At 33.1% G+C, this 16,336-nt stretch carries 21 protein-coding genes; 16 read left to right on the plus strand and 5 right to left on the minus strand.

From position 1 onward, the window contains the following. Positions 1 to 73: 73 nt before the first annotated feature. The 14 genes from AC2H4K_RS13355 (at position 74) to AC2H4K_RS13420 (ending at position 10,202) form a co-directional block, all read left to right on the plus strand. Entirely contained in the window at positions 74 to 1,015 is a 942-nt protein-coding gene (locus AC2H4K_RS13355; RefSeq protein WP_281140056.1) for an NAD(P)H-dependent flavin oxidoreductase, read from the plus strand. A gap of 11 nt (positions 1,016 to 1,026) precedes the next feature. Further along, the gene (locus AC2H4K_RS13360) at positions 1,027 to 1,959 is read left to right on the plus strand and encodes a hypothetical protein (protein WP_281140055.1); all 933 of its coding nucleotides are present in this window, start codon (positions 1,027 to 1,029) and stop codon (positions 1,957 to 1,959) included. A gap of 27 nt (positions 1,960 to 1,986) precedes the next feature. Then, complete coding sequence (locus tag AC2H4K_RS13365) at positions 1,987 to 2,307, plus strand: hypothetical protein (protein ID WP_281140054.1); 321 nt, start codon at positions 1,987 to 1,989, stop codon at positions 2,305 to 2,307. A gap of 84 nt (positions 2,308 to 2,391) precedes the next feature. Further along, positions 2,392 to 3,150 (plus strand): subclass B1 metallo-beta-lactamase, encoded by a 759-nt coding sequence (bla, locus tag AC2H4K_RS13370; protein WP_281140053.1) that lies wholly within the window; start codon positions 2,392 to 2,394, stop codon positions 3,148 to 3,150. Between the two features lie 68 nt (positions 3,151 to 3,218). Next, a complete protein-coding gene (locus tag AC2H4K_RS13375) occupies positions 3,219 to 3,608 on the plus strand; it encodes a DUF1428 domain-containing protein (protein WP_281140052.1) in 390 nt (129 codons plus the stop codon). Between the two features lie 23 nt (positions 3,609 to 3,631). After that, positions 3,632 to 3,952: a hypothetical protein gene (locus tag AC2H4K_RS13380; protein WP_281140051.1), complete on the plus strand. Its 321-nt coding sequence runs from the start codon at positions 3,632 to 3,634 to the stop codon at positions 3,950 to 3,952. 21 nt (positions 3,953 to 3,973) lie between these two features. Continuing rightward, positions 3,974 to 4,447, plus strand: a complete 474-nt coding sequence (locus AC2H4K_RS13385; RefSeq protein WP_281140050.1) for a hypothetical protein — start codon at positions 3,974 to 3,976, stop codon at positions 4,445 to 4,447. Next, positions 4,447 to 5,148 (plus strand): hypothetical protein, encoded by a 702-nt coding sequence (locus AC2H4K_RS13390; RefSeq protein ID WP_281140049.1) that lies wholly within the window; start codon positions 4,447 to 4,449, stop codon positions 5,146 to 5,148. The genes AC2H4K_RS13385 and AC2H4K_RS13390 overlap by 1 nt, the downstream gene beginning before the upstream one ends. A gap of 19 nt (positions 5,149 to 5,167) precedes the next feature. Continuing rightward, a complete protein-coding gene (locus AC2H4K_RS13395) occupies positions 5,168 to 5,332 on the plus strand; it encodes a hypothetical protein (protein WP_281140048.1) in 165 nt (54 codons plus the stop codon). Positions 5,333 to 5,455: 123 nt separating this feature from the next. Then, the gene (locus AC2H4K_RS13400; protein WP_281140047.1) at positions 5,456 to 6,916 is read left to right on the plus strand and encodes a potassium/proton antiporter; all 1,461 of its coding nucleotides are present in this window, start codon (positions 5,456 to 5,458) and stop codon (positions 6,914 to 6,916) included. A 169-nt stretch (positions 6,917 to 7,085) separates the two neighbouring features. Further along, positions 7,086 to 7,595, plus strand: a complete 510-nt coding sequence (locus AC2H4K_RS13405; protein WP_281140046.1) for a DUF3124 domain-containing protein — start codon at positions 7,086 to 7,088, stop codon at positions 7,593 to 7,595. A gap of 304 nt (positions 7,596 to 7,899) precedes the next feature. Continuing rightward, complete coding sequence (locus tag AC2H4K_RS13410; RefSeq protein WP_281140045.1) at positions 7,900 to 9,273, plus strand: MATE family efflux transporter; 1,374 nt, start codon at positions 7,900 to 7,902, stop codon at positions 9,271 to 9,273. 96 nt (positions 9,274 to 9,369) lie between these two features. Next, the gene (locus tag AC2H4K_RS13415) at positions 9,370 to 9,597 is read left to right on the plus strand and encodes a DUF8828 family protein (protein WP_281140044.1); all 228 of its coding nucleotides are present in this window, start codon (positions 9,370 to 9,372) and stop codon (positions 9,595 to 9,597) included. Positions 9,598 to 9,611: 14 nt separating this feature from the next. After that, a complete protein-coding gene (locus AC2H4K_RS13420; protein ID WP_281140043.1) occupies positions 9,612 to 10,202 on the plus strand; it encodes a phosphatase PAP2 family protein in 591 nt (196 codons plus the stop codon). A gap of 2 nt (positions 10,203 to 10,204) precedes the next feature. On the opposite strand, the gene AC2H4K_RS13425 is transcribed toward AC2H4K_RS13420, so the two are convergent. The 5 genes from AC2H4K_RS13425 to AC2H4K_RS13445 form a co-directional block, all read right to left on the minus strand. Beyond that, positions 10,205 to 11,824 (minus strand): ArnT family glycosyltransferase, encoded by a 1,620-nt coding sequence (locus AC2H4K_RS13425; protein WP_281140042.1) that lies wholly within the window; start codon positions 11,822 to 11,824, stop codon positions 10,205 to 10,207. After that, the gene (locus AC2H4K_RS13430; RefSeq protein ID WP_281140041.1) at positions 11,817 to 12,440 is read right to left on the minus strand and encodes a lipid-A-disaccharide synthase N-terminal domain-containing protein; all 624 of its coding nucleotides are present in this window, start codon (positions 12,438 to 12,440) and stop codon (positions 11,817 to 11,819) included. Before AC2H4K_RS13430 ends, AC2H4K_RS13425 begins: the two co-directional genes overlap by 8 nt. A gap of 10 nt (positions 12,441 to 12,450) precedes the next feature. Beyond that, on the minus strand, positions 12,451 to 13,167 hold the full coding sequence (locus tag AC2H4K_RS13435) for a glycosyltransferase (protein ID WP_281140040.1): 717 nt from the start codon (positions 13,165 to 13,167) through the stop codon (positions 12,451 to 12,453). Positions 13,168 to 13,247: 80 nt separating this feature from the next. Continuing rightward, the gene (gene meaB, locus AC2H4K_RS13440) at positions 13,248 to 14,333 is read right to left on the minus strand and encodes a methylmalonyl Co-A mutase-associated GTPase MeaB (protein ID WP_281140039.1); all 1,086 of its coding nucleotides are present in this window, start codon (positions 14,331 to 14,333) and stop codon (positions 13,248 to 13,250) included. A gap of 15 nt (positions 14,334 to 14,348) precedes the next feature. Beyond that, a complete protein-coding gene (locus AC2H4K_RS13445; protein WP_281140038.1) occupies positions 14,349 to 14,924 on the minus strand; it encodes a DUF2911 domain-containing protein in 576 nt (191 codons plus the stop codon). A 280-nt stretch (positions 14,925 to 15,204) separates the two neighbouring features. Between AC2H4K_RS13445 and AC2H4K_RS13450 the strand changes: the two genes are divergently transcribed. Next, positions 15,205 to 15,762 (plus strand): RNA polymerase sigma factor, encoded by a 558-nt coding sequence (locus tag AC2H4K_RS13450; protein ID WP_281140281.1) that lies wholly within the window; start codon positions 15,205 to 15,207, stop codon positions 15,760 to 15,762. Next, complete coding sequence (locus AC2H4K_RS13455) at positions 15,746 to 16,321, plus strand: hypothetical protein (RefSeq protein ID WP_281140037.1); 576 nt, start codon at positions 15,746 to 15,748, stop codon at positions 16,319 to 16,321. Before AC2H4K_RS13450 ends, AC2H4K_RS13455 begins: the two co-directional genes overlap by 17 nt. Positions 16,322 to 16,336: the final 15 nt, after the last annotated feature.

Consider the following 16,336-nt stretch of genomic DNA (forward strand, 5'->3'; position numbering starts at 1 on the left):
GATATATTATACCTTAAATAAGGTGCACTTATTTAAGAATATTAATATCTTCATACTCTAAATAAAACTAAAGATGACAAACAGAATCACAGAACTCTTCAATATAAAATATCCAATTGTACAAGCAGGAATGATATGGAACAGCGGTTGGAGACTCGCCTCAGCTGCAAGTAACTCAGGTATATTAGGGCTTATCGGAGCAGGTTCCATGTATCCAGATGTGCTACGCGAACATATTCAAAAATGTAAAGCCGCAACAGATCACCCTTTTGGTGTAAATGTGCCAATGTTATATCCAAACATTGAAGAAATCATGAACATTATTGTTGAAGAAGATGTGAAAATAGTTTTTACTTCTGCCGGAAACCCAAAAACTTGGACCAAATGGTTACAAGACAAAGGAATTACAGTAGTGCATGTAGTAAGTAGTTTGAAATTCGCTCTTAAAGCACAAGAGGCAGGCGTTGATGCAGTAGTTGCTGAAGGTTTTGAAGCAGGTGGCCACAATGGACGAGATGAAACCACAACACTAACGCTTATTCCTATGGTAAAGGAGTACTTGCAAATTCCATTGATTGCGGCTGGTGGAATTGCTACAGGTAAGGCCATGTTAGCATGTATGGTTTTGGGTGCAGATGGAGTACAAGTTGGTAGCCGATTTGTAGCGAGTGAAGAATCTTCAGCACATCAAGCTTTTAAACAAGTCGTGGTTGATGCTAAAGAAGGAGATACACAACTTACACTAAAAGAACTAGCACCTGTAAGACTTATAAAAAATAAGTTTTTTAATGAGGTACAAGAGCTATATAAAACCGCTCCCACACCTGAGCAACTCAAGGAACTTTTAGGCAGAGCGAGAGCCAAGCGTGGTATGTTTGAAGGAGATTTAGAAGATGGTGAACTCGAAATCGGACAAATAGCTGGCTTAATTCATGATATAAAACCTGTTGCTGAAATTGTAGAGAATATGATGACAGAATTTGAAGAGGCAAAAAGTCAAGTGTTACAGTTTTAGTAGGCTAATTAATGAAAAGAGCATCAATAATATTTGTCCTAATTCTTTGCACGTTTATTTCCTGTAGACAAAGTGAAGAAAAAAAAGAACCAGTAATTTCTGATAATTCAGAGTTTACCAAAATCATAAAGGAAGATTACGAACTTTATATACCACAGGAGGAAATTAAAGCTGTTTTAATTTTATTTGGTGGTTACCCTGAAGTCGCAGAAGATATTAAGAGAGAATTTAAAATATTAGATACTACAAGACAAAACGGTATTGCTGTAATACTATCTAATTTTAATCAAAAGTTGTGGCTTGAGGAAAGTGAAAAGTACCAACTAGCAAAAAGTTTACAAAACATAATTGTACAAAATCAATTACCAACCGATAATATCTATATTGGTGGCTTCTCAAGCGGAGGAGTTGTAAGCCTTTTAATAAGTGACTTTATAGTCAGTAGGAAACAGTTCTACATCGACCCCAAAGGAGTCTTTATAGTAGATTCACCAATAGATTTAGTTGCCTTATATCAGTCTTCAGAAAAAAATATAAAACGAAATTTTTCACAAACATCAGTTGAAGAAAGCAAATGGTTAATAGCAACTTTGGGAGATAGTTTAGGAAACCCTAAGGGTGATATTAAAAATTATGAAGACAAATCTGTATTTACATTAAAAACTGATAACACCTCCAATTTAAGAAAATTAAAATCAACAAAAATCAGACTTTATACAGAACCAGATACGCTTTGGTGGAAAGAAAACCGCATGGCAGATTATGATCAAACAAATGCATTTTACATCAAAGAATTATCCAAAAGTTTGAATGATAAAGGCTACAAGAATGTTGAGTATATTGCTACAAAAAACAAAGGATATAGGGCAAGTGGAGAACGACATCCTCATAGTTGGTCTATTGTAGATAAAAAAGACTTGATAAATTGGATGATGAGTAAATGAACACTCTATAAGTAAATTAAAAGTTTTATGGAAAACACATTTAGTGGCTTAACTAGTTTAGTAATTGTTATACTAATAATAACCTTCCTTTGGATTATCCCAATTTGGTTTGGCTTAAAATGGGCAAGGATTAAAAAAGTTTCTAAACTTTGGATGCTTTTTGGCATACACCCAATGACAGGTTGGATTGCATACTTAATTTTGAGATACGGAATTGACCCAAGAAAACAATGTAACAAATGTAAAGAATCAATTAAACTTGAAGCTGAAATTTGTCGTTATTGCGGTAATCAGATGAGTCCAGAGGAAATAAGAATGACAGTAAGAGATTATGAAGAAAGAAAATAAAAAGGTTATAAGCTAATCTTATTAAGAATCAAGTGTTTTTATAAAAATTAATAGCTAAACATCAGCTATTAAAATATTATTAAAATGAAAAAGAAAATAAAAACACTATTGATAATTTTAATTTCAATAGTTATATCAAGTTGTAGTTCTCATAAAAATAATGAGCTCACATCTAAAACAATTTATGAATCCGAAAATTTGATTATTGTTCAAGTTTCTGAAAATGTTTTTCTTCACACATCTTTTTTGAGATCTAAAAATTATGGTAAAGTTCCATGTAATGGCTTAGTAATAGGTAATAAAAAAGAAACAATAATCTTTGATACTCCAATAGATAATGATAGTTCAGAAGAACTAATAAAATGGATTGACCAAACACTTCACTCAAAAATTACAGCGATCATTCCTACACATTTTCATGACGATTGTTTGGGAGGATTGAAGATTTTTCATAAGTATCAAATTCCTTCATATTCATATTATAAGACTATAAAATTTGCTAAAGAAAAAAATTATGAGGTTCCTCAAAATGGGTTTAAAGATACTCTTGTTTTCAAAATTGGTGATAAAGAAGTTATTGTAAAATATTTTGGAGAAGGGCATACAAAGGATAATATAGTTGGCTATTATCCATATAAGAGTATTCTGTTTGGTGGATGTTTGATGAAAGGAATTAATGCCAAAAAAGGATATTTAGGTGATGCAAATCTCAGCGAATGGTCTAATACTGTAGAAAAAGTTAGCTTAGAATATCCTAACGTAAAAATTATTGTTCCGGGACATGGAAAGTATGGTGGTAAAGAACTCTTAGATTATACAATTAACTTATTTCAAAATGAATAAATTAGTACGTGATATAGAAATCTATAATTTCTCTTTTGTAACAGATAATCAAAACCATCAATCATAAAATGCCTAACATCCAAAACAGTCAAGCAAACTACATAGACGGCTTTGTTTTTCCAATACCAAAACAGTATATAGAAGACTATAAAGTCATTGCACAGCAAGTCGCAGAGATTTGGAAAGCGCATGGTGCCTTAGCTTATTTTGAATATATTGGAGATGAATTAACTTTAGAAGGTGTAAAATCTTTTACCGAAACTCTACAAACAAAAGACGATGAGGTTGTAATATTTGGTTGGGTAGTGTTTCCATCAAAAGATGTACGAGATTTGGCAAATAAAAATGTACCAGAAGACCCTAGGATGGCAGATTTAGTAGCACCATTAATTAATCCAAAACGATTAATTTTTGATGCTAGTAGAATGGTTTATGGAGGTTTTAAGCCATTGATATAGTAAAAAGGAAAAAAAATCAATAAATGGGAATAGTTGATGAAATAATACCTTTAAAGGATATAGATAATGACAAAGAGTTTTACAAAGGAACAAGGTTTCGTCAATACGAAATAGGACTAAATTTTACTAAGAAAGAGGATAATTTCTATGAGTATATGTTAGCTGAGGTGCCTGGTAATAATGATTATATGTTATTAACGTGTGTGGTAGGGCATAAGTCTGGAAGTGCCTTAGCTTGGGTTAAAACTATAAGTGACAAATCAAGGTTTGTGGTTAATGCAAAAGCGTTAAAATATTCAATGGGAACTGAAAATACATATTTATCAAAACCCAATAATATTTAGGTTACTAAACTTTTGAATAAATTGAAGAATATACTCGTAATATTATTTATTGCAATTTTTGTAGTCTCGTGTAAAAAGCAGAATATAAAACCGTTAAATCAAAGAATTGAAAACTTCAAAGTTTCTGAATGTAGAACGAATTGCGGAATAGACTCAATTGGTGTTTCAACAACTAAAAGTAAAAGTGACTTATTTGTTAAATTCGGTTATATAGTAAATTGTTGTTGGGATCAAGCTGTTTTTAAAGATATAGAAGAAGTTAATGACACTTTAATAGTTGAGTTTGATAGACCAAATCAAAACGGAGAGTACCCAATATGTGAATGCGATTGCTTTTTTTATTTTACATTCACCATTAATAATTATACTAAAAAGCCTAAAGCAATTAGGGTGAAAGATATTTTTACGGAACATAAGTTCTGGGATGAAAGGAGTTTTGAACATATGGTTATAGAAGAAACCATTATTGATACGACTAATATTTATTTTAATTAATGAAAAATATAACCTTATTAGCTTTAGCTATTTTAATTCCTTTTTTAAGTTTTAGTCAAAATTTTGAAGGAACACTTACTTACCTAAACGATGTTGAGATAGCAGAGAAGTTTTCTGAACAATTTGGTATGACAAAAGAGAAATTAATAGAAACCGGACAGTTTTTTGAAGAAATGGAGATAACTTATAAGGATAATAACTATTTAGTGAGTCAGTCTAATAGTAAAACTAAAGTTGTATATAACCCAGAAAGAAATGAAATTTTAACAATAGATAGAAAATCTGATTTGGTTACAGCTATAAAAGCAGGTATAGATTTGCAAACTGAGACGAGAGGAATAAGTCCAAAAATAACGGTTGAGGATACTGAAGACATGGTTATGAATATAAAATGTTCTAAAGTAGTTGTGGAATGGGAAATGGGTACATATGAATATTATTTTAATTCAGAATATTTGAAAATGGATCCAGAATTATATAGTAATCATAAATACGACATGTGGTCTGAATTTTTGAAATTATCTAATGCATTACCTTTAAAAATTGTAAAAATCATACCTAATATGATGACAATTACAATGACGCTAAATAAAATAGATGAACACTCAGTAAATGATAAAGTTTTTAAATTGCCTAAACTAAAACTTAGTGAAGAGTTTACAATTGATAAAGGAAACCAAGTCTATTATGAAAAACAATAGCTTTTAATATTAGTAATCCATGAAAAAAAACTTACCAGTAATTCTAATTATAGTCAGTGTTATTCTAATTCTTATCAATATTATTACTTTAGAAAAGTTAGACAAAACCTTTTGGACATCCATAACATCTAGTGTGCTTATTATCATCGCTATGATTTTAACTATAAAAGATAGAAAAGGGTAAAATAACAGCTAAGAACTTTACTTTAAATACAGTATTATATTTTATAATTCTTTTAAGGTATCAACACATTGCAACAATTGTAAATGCACTACATTTGTCTTGTCTTAAACGAGATAAAGACTTATGAACTTAACCACCGAAAATATACTTTTAGTAGGCTCAATATTACTTTTTATAAGTATTGTGGTGGGTAAGACATCCTATAGGTTTGGAGTGCCAACCTTACTCTTATTCCTAACAATTGGTATGTTGGCTGGGTCAGATGGTATTGGTGGTATTCAGTTCGATGATCCTAAATTGGCACAGCTCATAGGTATTGTATCACTCAATTTTATATTGTTTTCGGGTGGATTAGATACCAATTGGGATGCGGTAAAACCAGTGCTTAAACAAGGTTTTGCATTATCCACGCTTGGTGTGTTTTTAACAGCAATTACCTTAGGTACTTTTGTATTTTACATCACAGATTTCACCATTTACGAGAGTATGCTCTTAGGATCTATTGTCTCTTCAACTGATGCGGCTGCGGTATTTTCAATCTTACGATCAAAAAATATTGCACTAAAGAACAATCTAAGACCAACTCTAGAGCTCGAAAGTGGTAGTAACGATCCCATGGCTTATGTACTAACTTTAGCATTTTTAACCTTGGTAATCAATCAAGATCAAAGCTTGGTGTCTATAGTACCAATGTTTTTTCAGCAAATGATTTTAGGTGCTATTGCAGGTTTTGGTTTTGGTAAACTAAGTAAGATTGTCATTAACAATATACAATTAGGTTTTGAAGGACTCTATCCTGTTTTGGTAATAGCCTTAATGTTTATCACATTTTCAGCAACGGATTTTGTAGGTGGTAACGGATTTTTGGCTATCTATATTTGTGCAGTGTATTTAGGAAATCAGGATTTAATCCATAAAGGAACCATTCTAAAAATGTTTGATGGTATTGCATGGCTCATGCAAATAGTATTGTTCCTTACGTTAGGTTTATTGGTATTTCCATCTCAAATGATTCCATATATGGGCATCGGATTGCTCATTTCAATATTTTTAATTCTAGTTGCTAGACCTGTAAGTGTATTTGTAAGTCTATTGTTTTTTAAGATGAAACTTAGAAGACGTTTTTATATTTCTTGGGTAGGCTTGCGTGGTGCAGTACCAATTGTATTTGCTACTTATCCTTTGTTGGCAGGAATTGATAAAGCCAATGTAATTTTCAACATTGTATTCTTTATTTCGGTAACCTCTGTTTTAATTCAAGGAACAACATTGTCATTATTTTCAAAATGGTTACATGTAGCTTTACCAGAAGAGATAAAGAAAGTTACAGAGAGCGACCGCTATATATTAAACCTTCCAAAATCCGCAATGGAAGAAATGACGATTTCAGAACATAGCGATGCTGTAAATAAACGAATTGTAGACTTACATTTCCCGAGTACAGCGTTCATCGTTATGATAAAACGAAACAATAAGTATGTGAGACCAGGCGGCGCAACAATCATTGAAGCCAATGATACTTTAGTTATTCTTCTGGATGATAAAGAGAGCTTACTTGAAGTAAGAAGAATACTTTACGGTTAAGCAAGTTTAGTGCTTTAACGGATTTGATCCGTGATACTTTAAGTGACATACAAGGCTTTCGTTGTAAGATAAATAAGAACAACCACAAATTTCATTATTTTGAAATTATTTCTAAAAACTAAATCCAATCCGCTATTTTTGTAATAATGGACTTTAAACCCGTTAGACTATGAAAAAGATTTTCGTTTTGGTATGGTTAGTTTTGGTATGTGTGTCTTGTGAAAATGAAAACAAGCAAGACGAACTCAAAAAAGTCAACTGGAAAAACCGAGTCGCTAAAGTATCTCCAACAGATTCATTAGAAACAGGTGAGTCTTATTTATCCATCTACTCGCAGATCTATAGTTTGTCCCAGCACAAACGTTATAATCTAACAGCTATGGTAAGCCTTAGAAATACGAGTAAAAAAGATACCATTTATTTACTAAAAGCCGATTACTACGATACACATGGCGAACTTATAAAAACCTATTTCGATCAGCCAGTGTACGTATCGCCAATGGAAACCTTGGAAATTGTAATTGATGAAGGTGATATTTCAGGAGGAACAGGTTCTAACTTCCTTTTCGATTGGCAAATACCACAAAACTGTCCAGAACCGCTTTTTGAAGCTGTAATGTCCTCAACAGTAGGCTCACAAGGTTTATCATTTACCACACAAGCCAAACGTATCCAATAAATCTAAGGACGAATTAATATAATTTGATGGTCGCACTGAGCTTAGTGAGAGGAGAAAGCTACTCATAACTTTCATTGAGCATAACTACATTAATCCCGAAAACATATCAAAACATATTAAAAATTAACCATATTTAAATAGTAAGCTCCTTCGGGTCTTATCCGTATCTAAGTCGGGTCTAAAGCGGGTCATATTCGGGTAAGCTATGGATTTTTCTTACACCTTTATTTTTTGAACCAAATTATTGATAAGTTTTATTGAAAATGACATTCAGTTCTAAAGCCTAAAGAACTACTTTTGCAAAATGGTATTGAGCAACTACACAAAAGAATTCAGATACAACCTTAGACTAGCGTCACCAGTGATTTTAGGTATGCTTGGGCATACTTTTGTCAGTTTTATAGACAATGTTATGGTTGGGCAATTAGGTGCAGCAGAGTTGGCTGCAGTGTCTCTAGGTAATAGCTTTATCTTTATAGCTATGTCGCTAGGTATTGGGTTTTCAACGGCCATAACTCCATTAGTTGCAGAAGCCGACACAGAAAAGAACTTTAAAAAAGGAAAACTAGTCTTTAAACACGGTTTATTTCTGTGCACGGTTTTAGGTTTGTTGTTGTTCATAATGTTATTATTTGCTAAGCCTTTAATGCACATCATGGACCAACCTGAAGAAGTAGTAGAGTTAGCTTTACCATATTTAGACTTGGTGGCTTTTTCGTTGGTGCCACTTATCATATTTCAAGCGTTTAAACAGTTTAGTGATGGACTGTCGTTAACCAAATACCCAATGTATGCTACTATTTTAGCCAACGTTATCAATGTCGCCATAAACTATGTACTCATCTTCGGGAAGTTTGGTTTTCCTCAAATGGGTATTGTTGGTGCAGCAGTTGGGACTTTAGTCTCACGTATTGCTATGGTCGCTTTCTTATGGTGGTTACTGGCAAAACGCGACAAGTCGAGTGCCTATGTAACCAATATAAAAATCTTTCAACTTAGTAAGCAACCTATTAGAAAGCTAATCAATTTAGGTTTGCCAAGTGCCATGCAGATGTTTTTTGAGGTTGCAGTGTTTACTGCTGCCATATGGCTAAGCGGTACACTTGGAAAGAATGCTCAAGCGGCTAATCAAATTGCGTTAAACTTAGCATCCATGACTTTTATGGTGGCTATGGGACTTAGTGTAGCGGCAATGATTAGAGTTGGTAACCAAAAAGGCTTAAAAGATTACGTGAATTTAAAACGCATTGCCGAATCTATATTTTTGGTAGGTACCATTTTTGCCATTGTTTTTGCCTTGTTTTTTGTGGTATTTCACGAGTTTTTACCAAAACTGTATGTCGATTTAGATGATCCTACAAACGCAGTAGATACCGCTGAAGTAGTGAAAATTGCAGCCACTTTATTATTGGCTGCGGCAGTATTTCAAATTACGGATAGCTTACAGGTTATAGTTTTAGGTGCACTTCGTGGACTTCAAGACGTTAAAGTGCCAACTATAATCACTTTTATAGCCTATTGGGTGATTGGTTTTCCTATTAGTTATTTCTTAGGAAAAGAAGAAGCGTATGGCAGTTTAGGTATATGGATTGGTTTGTTAGCAGGATTGAGTTCCGCAGCAGTACTATTATTCATAAGATTTCATGTTTTGACCAAAAAGTTAATTGTAAAATCTTAGGTTTTACGATTGTGTTCGTCAGGTCTAAGCAAATTTGTATTTTTGTAATCTTAATAAAAACTTCAAGCGTCTTGCTTCGAACTTCAAATTAAACGAATGGAACTACCAAAATTCATACTTGGCGATAACACCGATTATCCTGATGCTATTTTCATCATTCATACTGAATTCCCTCGATTTATCATTAATTTAGAAAATGATGAGGTAGAGTGGTTTGAAGAATTTGATCAGCATGATCAAAAAGAGCTTGAAACCGAAATGGAAAATTATATTCAACAGGCAACGGATTTCTACGATAGAGAAATTGCCAGATATGATGAATAGTTAAACAAACTTACATGATTGAAAGATTGATAGAGCTCGATCAAGAGCTATTTTTATACCTAAATGGACTTGGAAATGTGTATTGGGATGCTTTTTGGATGGCTTATACAGCCAAGCTACATTGGATTCCACTTTATGCTATCCTTCTGTATTTATTGTACAGACGTTTAGGAACTAAAATGGTGCTTTTAACTATTTTAACAACGGTTTTGATGGTGTCTTTTACAGATCAAATTACCAATCTTTTCAAACATGGTTTTGAACGTTTTAGACCATGTCATCAAGAAGGCATCAAAGAAGTGATGCGTGTTGTTAAAGATGGTTGTGGTGGACGTTTTGGTTTCTTTTCAGGACATTCAAGTAATTCAATGGCACTTGCTATATTAATAGGAATGACACTGCGTGATAAGTACAAATGGATGGTTTATGCGTTAGTCATTTGGGCACTTCTTATGGGCTACAGCCGAATCTACATTGGAGTGCATTATCCTTTAGATGTACTTTGTGGCTGGACTTTCGGAGCGATTTCTGGTTACGGATTCTACAGATTAGATAAATACTTACAATCTAGATTTACGCTTAAAGAAAAAGATAAAGGCATTTAAACCTACTTTCTACTTAATTTATAAAGTTGATTGACTAAACGTTTTTTATAACCTTTTCCTCCTTCTTCAGGAGTGTTGAGGTCGTAAGTTTCAACAAATTCAATAGTATAATAATCTGAAAGTTCTTCAAAAGCTTCAGGTTTTGGCTCGTCAGTTAGTAGAAAAAAGGTGTTTTCAAAAGGTAAGGTGAATCCTTCTTCTGTTCTAATATCAGGAATTTTATCTCCATAATCGTAAATGACCTCAGGAGCAACATAACCTAATCCGTATAAAGGTGTATCATTTGATTTCAAATCTGAAACGGATTTGTAATTAGCTTGTGTGTGGACTTTAGCAATAGGAAGCGCAACAAAACCGACTGTTAGCATGAAAGCTATGGAAAGGTAGAACAGAGACTTTACATTTTTAGACCTTAGATTTTTAAATAGCAATAAGCCAATGCCAAATAGCAATATACCTGTAATAATGAATCTCACTAAGGCTATACCATGAAGTACATCAGAAGAAAAGAAACCTATAATCCAAAATACGCTCGCTACTGTAGCAATAAGTCCAAATTGAAAATACACAGGAAAGGTTTCCTTTTTGTCTTTTAAATTTTTAAACTCACGAATTAAATAGTCAATATAAAAACCAATATTAATCGCCAGAGGAATTAAAACTGGCATTAAATACCTTGATTTTTTTTCTGGGATGATAGACAATAAAATAACAGCCAAAATCGTCCAGAAGAAACTAAATTTATAAGCCTTTAAATCAGAAACTCTAGATTTCAAATACGGATACAATAAACTTATAAAAGCAGGAATGGTCCACAAACCACTTTGTACAAAAAAGCTCCAGTAATAATAAAACGGTCTTACATTATAGCTTCCCCAATTTGAAGTTTCTCTAGTTGCAATTCTAGCAAAAGTTTCAGGATCGGCAACCCGTACATGAAAATACCACCAACCACCTAAAACAATTCCAAAAACAAGAAGGCTAAACAGCTTTAAAAAGTGAAGCACATTGCCTTTAAATCTAAATGCAATACCATAGGAAATAACAAATGGTAAAAACAAAACATAAAGTGATACAGGTCCTTTCGACAATACAGAACCAGCCAAAAATAGAACAAAAAGTAAGCTTCTAACGATGGAAGTTTTTTGTTCTTTGAATAGTATGAATAATTGGTACAAGGCCATAATCATAAAGCCATGGGTGTAAATATCCCAAGGAGCTTCAATGGTAATACCAATAGCATAAAATGAAGTTAAAGCAATAAAACCATTAATTAGGCTGTGTGTTTTAGAAAGTTCAAGTTTTTTAGACAATAGATACACAGAAACACCAATACTCGCAAGAAAGAGTAGAGCAGGCCAACGTAAAGCGAGAACTGAGGTTATGCCAAAAATATATCCAAAAAAAGCTGTGATCCAAGTTGGTAAAGGTGGTTTTTCATATCTAGCTTCGCCATTCATAGTAGTTAAAATCCAGTTATCGTCAGTAAGCATTTCTCTTGCTGAAATAAAATTTCGAGCTTCCATAATACTCACAGGAATGGCATCAATTGTAAAACCAAGCATGATAATTACAAAGAAGATCAAACTAGGTATTGGATATTTTTCTATGTATTTAATCATTGGTTTTTCGAATTAAATAAGCATTTCTAGCATAAATAATCATTCCGAAGAAATGACCAAAAAACAGAACGGGATCTCTTCTAATAATAGCATAGGTTAAAATTAAAGACGCACCAACCAAACTCAAAACCCAAAAACCCAAGGGGAGCGATGATTCTTTTTGTCGTTCGGAGTGAACCCATTGATAAATAAAACGTAAAGTAAAAATCACTTGTGCAAAAACACCAAGAACTAATAACCATGTCGGAATCTCTTCATTTTTGAAGAGCAATTCCATATCTATCTGATTGTTGTTGTAATAAAAAATAACAATAAGAATTGGGACGAAGAATAATAAATATTGAATCAACTTCGGAAATTTCTGCCATTGACCTTGCAACTGTAGATTCCTTATGTAAATAAAATATGTTAAACTCTGACCGAGCATAATGGAAAAATCTAAGCGTAGATAGCCATAAATAAATAATAAAAATGAGGCTATTAGGCTAAGAATCCAAAAGGTAGTTGGTGTAATAACTTTGCGTTGGCGCTCTGAAGTAATCCATTGAATAATCAGCCGAGACGAAAATAAAATCTGAGCTAAAAATCCGATGCTGTAAATAATCCAATCTTTCAAATTACAATAGTTATTTACTAGATTTCTCTACTTCGTAATTGATATACTTTTTCTTCATCCATAGGTAAGCAAAACAATCCATAAGAGGTCCTAAAAGTCTATTCCAAACTCCAAAATTCGCAGTACCAGCAATTCTTGGAAAGTGTCTTACAGGAATTTGGGTAATACGTCCATTTTGTAATAAAATCATTGCAGGAAGAAAACGATGCAAACCTCTAAACATAGGAATACGTTTCGCATAATCCGCTTTGATAACTTTTAAAGGACAACCTGTGTCGTCCATACCATCATGCGTAAAAGCACGTCGTATGCCATTGGCAATTTTAGACGACATATTTTTTACAAAAGAATCTTTTCTGTCAGCTCTAACTCCCGTAACTAATTCATGGGAGTCAATATGCTTTAAGAGCAGATTAAAATCTTCTGGTGAGGTTTGTAAATCAGAATCAATGTAACCGACTAGTTCGCTATCAACATGATCAAAACCAGCTTTTATAGCTGCGCTTAAACCTCTATTTTCTTTAAATGAAATATATTCAAAAGCATCATTACGATTACAAATAGCTTCAATCAATGTCTGACTTTTGTCTTTAGAGCCATCATTTACAAATAAAATTGAAGTAGGAACAATAGCAATATTTAGATAGTTAGAAAGTTCCTTTTCTACACGTTCTAGATTGTCTTCTTCATTGTAAACAGGAACAACTATTGTAAACTTATAGGTCATGCGATAATTAGCTTAGTCAGCACAAAAGTATTGTTTTTTTATTTCACAGCGAAAGACTTCATATCTAAAGCGAATCAGTCTCAATTTGAAAGTCCAAGCAAATAATCCGCTGCTGCAAAAGGAGTAGTTTTTCCTGCTTCAATCAATTCTATTTGAGCCTTTAATTCAGACTTGATTTTAGGAGAATTATAAAAATCAGATTTTAAACGTTCTTCAATGGTTTGTAGTAACCAAAACTTATTCTGGTCATTACGTCTGTGTTCAAAATAACTATTAGAGGTTGTAGTTTCGATATAGCTTTCAACAATATCCCAAACATCAGAAATACCTTCTTTTTTTAAAGCACTACAAAGTGATACTTTAGGCGACCAACCCGATTCTTTTTCAGGATACAAATGCAAAGCTCTATTAAATTCTACTTTTGCAGATTTAGCTGCTTTAAGGTTATCTCCATCTGCTTTATTGATAACAATAGCATCAGCCATTTCTATAATACCGCGTTTTATACCTTGTAATTCATCGCCAGCACCAGCTAACTTCAACAGTAAGAAGAAATCAACCATACTGTGTACGGCAGTTTCACTTTGGCCAACACCAACGGTTTCAATAATTATAGTGTCAAAACCAGCAGCTTCACAAAGAATTATGGTTTCTCTAGTTTTTCTAGCAACACCTCCAAGTGAGTTTCCAGAAGGAGAAGGACGAATAAAAGCATTTTTGTCTTTTACCAAATCTTCCATTCGGGTTTTATCTCCAAGAATACTTCCTCTGCTTAAAGTACTACTTGGGTCAACTGCTAAAACAGCGACTTTTTTTCCTTTACCTGTAAGGTAACTTCCTAAAGCTTCAATAAAAGTACTTTTACCCACGCCAGGCACACCTGTAATGCCAATCCTTATAGAGTTATTGGCAAAAGGCAGGCAAGCCGTTATAATATTGTGTGCTTTTTTAGTGTGTTCTAGATTGGTACTTTCTACAAGTGTAATGGCTCTGCTAAGATCCGTAATATTTCCTTTGGTAATACCTTTAACTAACTCATCAGCCGAAGGCTGTTTTCGTCTTTTAGCCTTGATGTTTTTTGCTGAGTTACTGTTGAGGATATCGGGAGATTCCACACCATCCTGTTCGTGCAAAGCAGATTTATATGTGTCTTCTTTTTTAGCCACCTTGCAAAGGTTTTCTTAGGATTTAGTTGCTTCGTAAATAGAAATTGGAATTTCAATTAATGTATCGTCCCAAGCCATGGTGAGTTTTAAATTGCCTGTAGTATTATCGAAAGCAATAGTGAATTTTTCAACTACGGTATCTAAGTCTTCAGAAGGAACTTCAATTTCCATAGCATCATAATTAGGATCCCACATTGGCTCCATTTTCTCGTTAACTCCCCATTCGTATTGTTTAGAGTTAAACATTACCTTCCAAGCGTCTTCCATAGGAACCGTCCAAAGTGTATACTTCCCTTTTCTAAGAACCATGCCTTCAATCATCAGATCTTTATTGGTTTCAAACGTGGTGGCCTCATTAGCACCTGTTCGCCAAACCTCATTATATGGTACTAAAGCACCAAATATGTCACGCTCACGTTTAGACGGTCGGTTGTATTCTACTTTAATATCCAAATCGTTCAAGGATATTTTAGCCGAATCTTTAGGACTCAGACGCTGAGAAAAAATATTCTCTACAAATACAGAATAAACTAATAATCCTAAGGCTACTATAGCCAAGATAATTAAAAGACGTTTTAAGAAGGTGTTCATGTAATGTTATAACAGTTTAGTTCGTTAATTTGATGAAAGTTTAAATATAAATCAAATAGCTAAATTTATAGAATGTAACGCTGATTTTTAAGTAAATCTTATAAAATTGAAAAATTTTGAAATTTTTTGCAACACTCAAAATTTTGTGTCGTCTTTAAGGTGAAATGATTTTAAAATAAGATATGGGAATTCCAAAAAAGCAATATCTTAAATCAATGATCAGGTTCAATAATTTAAATCTCGATTTATCGAGTACAACCAATCAAAAATCGAAACCAAAATTAGTTCATTTCAAATTCATATTGTAGAGAAGTGCAAGCAAAATGATAGGCAAGCACAAATGCAATTGTACAATCAGTATTGTAACGGTATGCTTGTCGTTGCTTTTAGGTTTGTAAAAGATACCATGGAAGCTGAAGATATTGTACAAGAAGCATTTATAAGGGCATTTTCAAAATTAGATCAGTATGAGGCTCAAGTTAGTTTTGGTGCTTGGTTAAAACGTATTGTTGTTAACCGATGTATTGATGTTTTAAAATCGAAACGTAAGAGATTGATAGAGCTCGAAGAGCATCATCTCAGTGTCATAGATACAGATTATGAAAGTGATTGGACAATTGATGATGGTATAAGTATAGAAAATGTAAAACAAGAAATAGAGCAATTACCAGAAAAATACAGATATGTTGTGATGTTGTATTTAATAGAAGGCTATGATCACAAAGAAATCTCTGAAATATTAAACATTTCGGAAGTAGCCTCTAGAACACAACTATCTCGAGGAAAACAAAAATTGCTAAACAAATTAAAATTGCAGAAAAATGGCACAAGATCTTAGGAAATTATTTAATGAAGAGGCAAAGGATCAGAACGTGAAAATGTCTGAAGGACATGAAGCACGCTTTTTACAAAAGCTAGATAAAGCTTTGCCAGAGGATAAAAAATCATCCAACCGTTTTGGGTTTTTCAATATTGCGGCAAGTGTTGTGGTGCTGTTAGGGCTGAGTTTTGGAGCTTACAAATATTTTCAAAAGCCAACTACAGTAATTCCTAAAACACCAGAAAAAGTTGTGACTAATGAGATAAAGAGTCTAGGAGATGTCTCTCCAGATCTTAAGAAAGTAGAAGATTACTACCTCGCAAGTATCAATTTAGAGTTGTCTAAAGTAAAATTAACTCCAGCAAATAAAGAATTGTTTGATGGTTATGTACTTCGTCTCAAAGAATTGAATGACGAGTATGACAGGCTAACCGTAGAGTTAACAGAAAATGGACCAAATGAAGAAACTTTAGATGCTTTAATAGATAATCTTAAATTCCGATTAAACCTTGTGATGCGATTAAAAGAAAAACTTCAAGAGTTTAATGATGAAAGTTATAATCAAGTAAACGCATAAATTCAATCATAAATC

It is taken from the genome of Winogradskyella sp. 266wxhm (assembly GCF_058964685.1).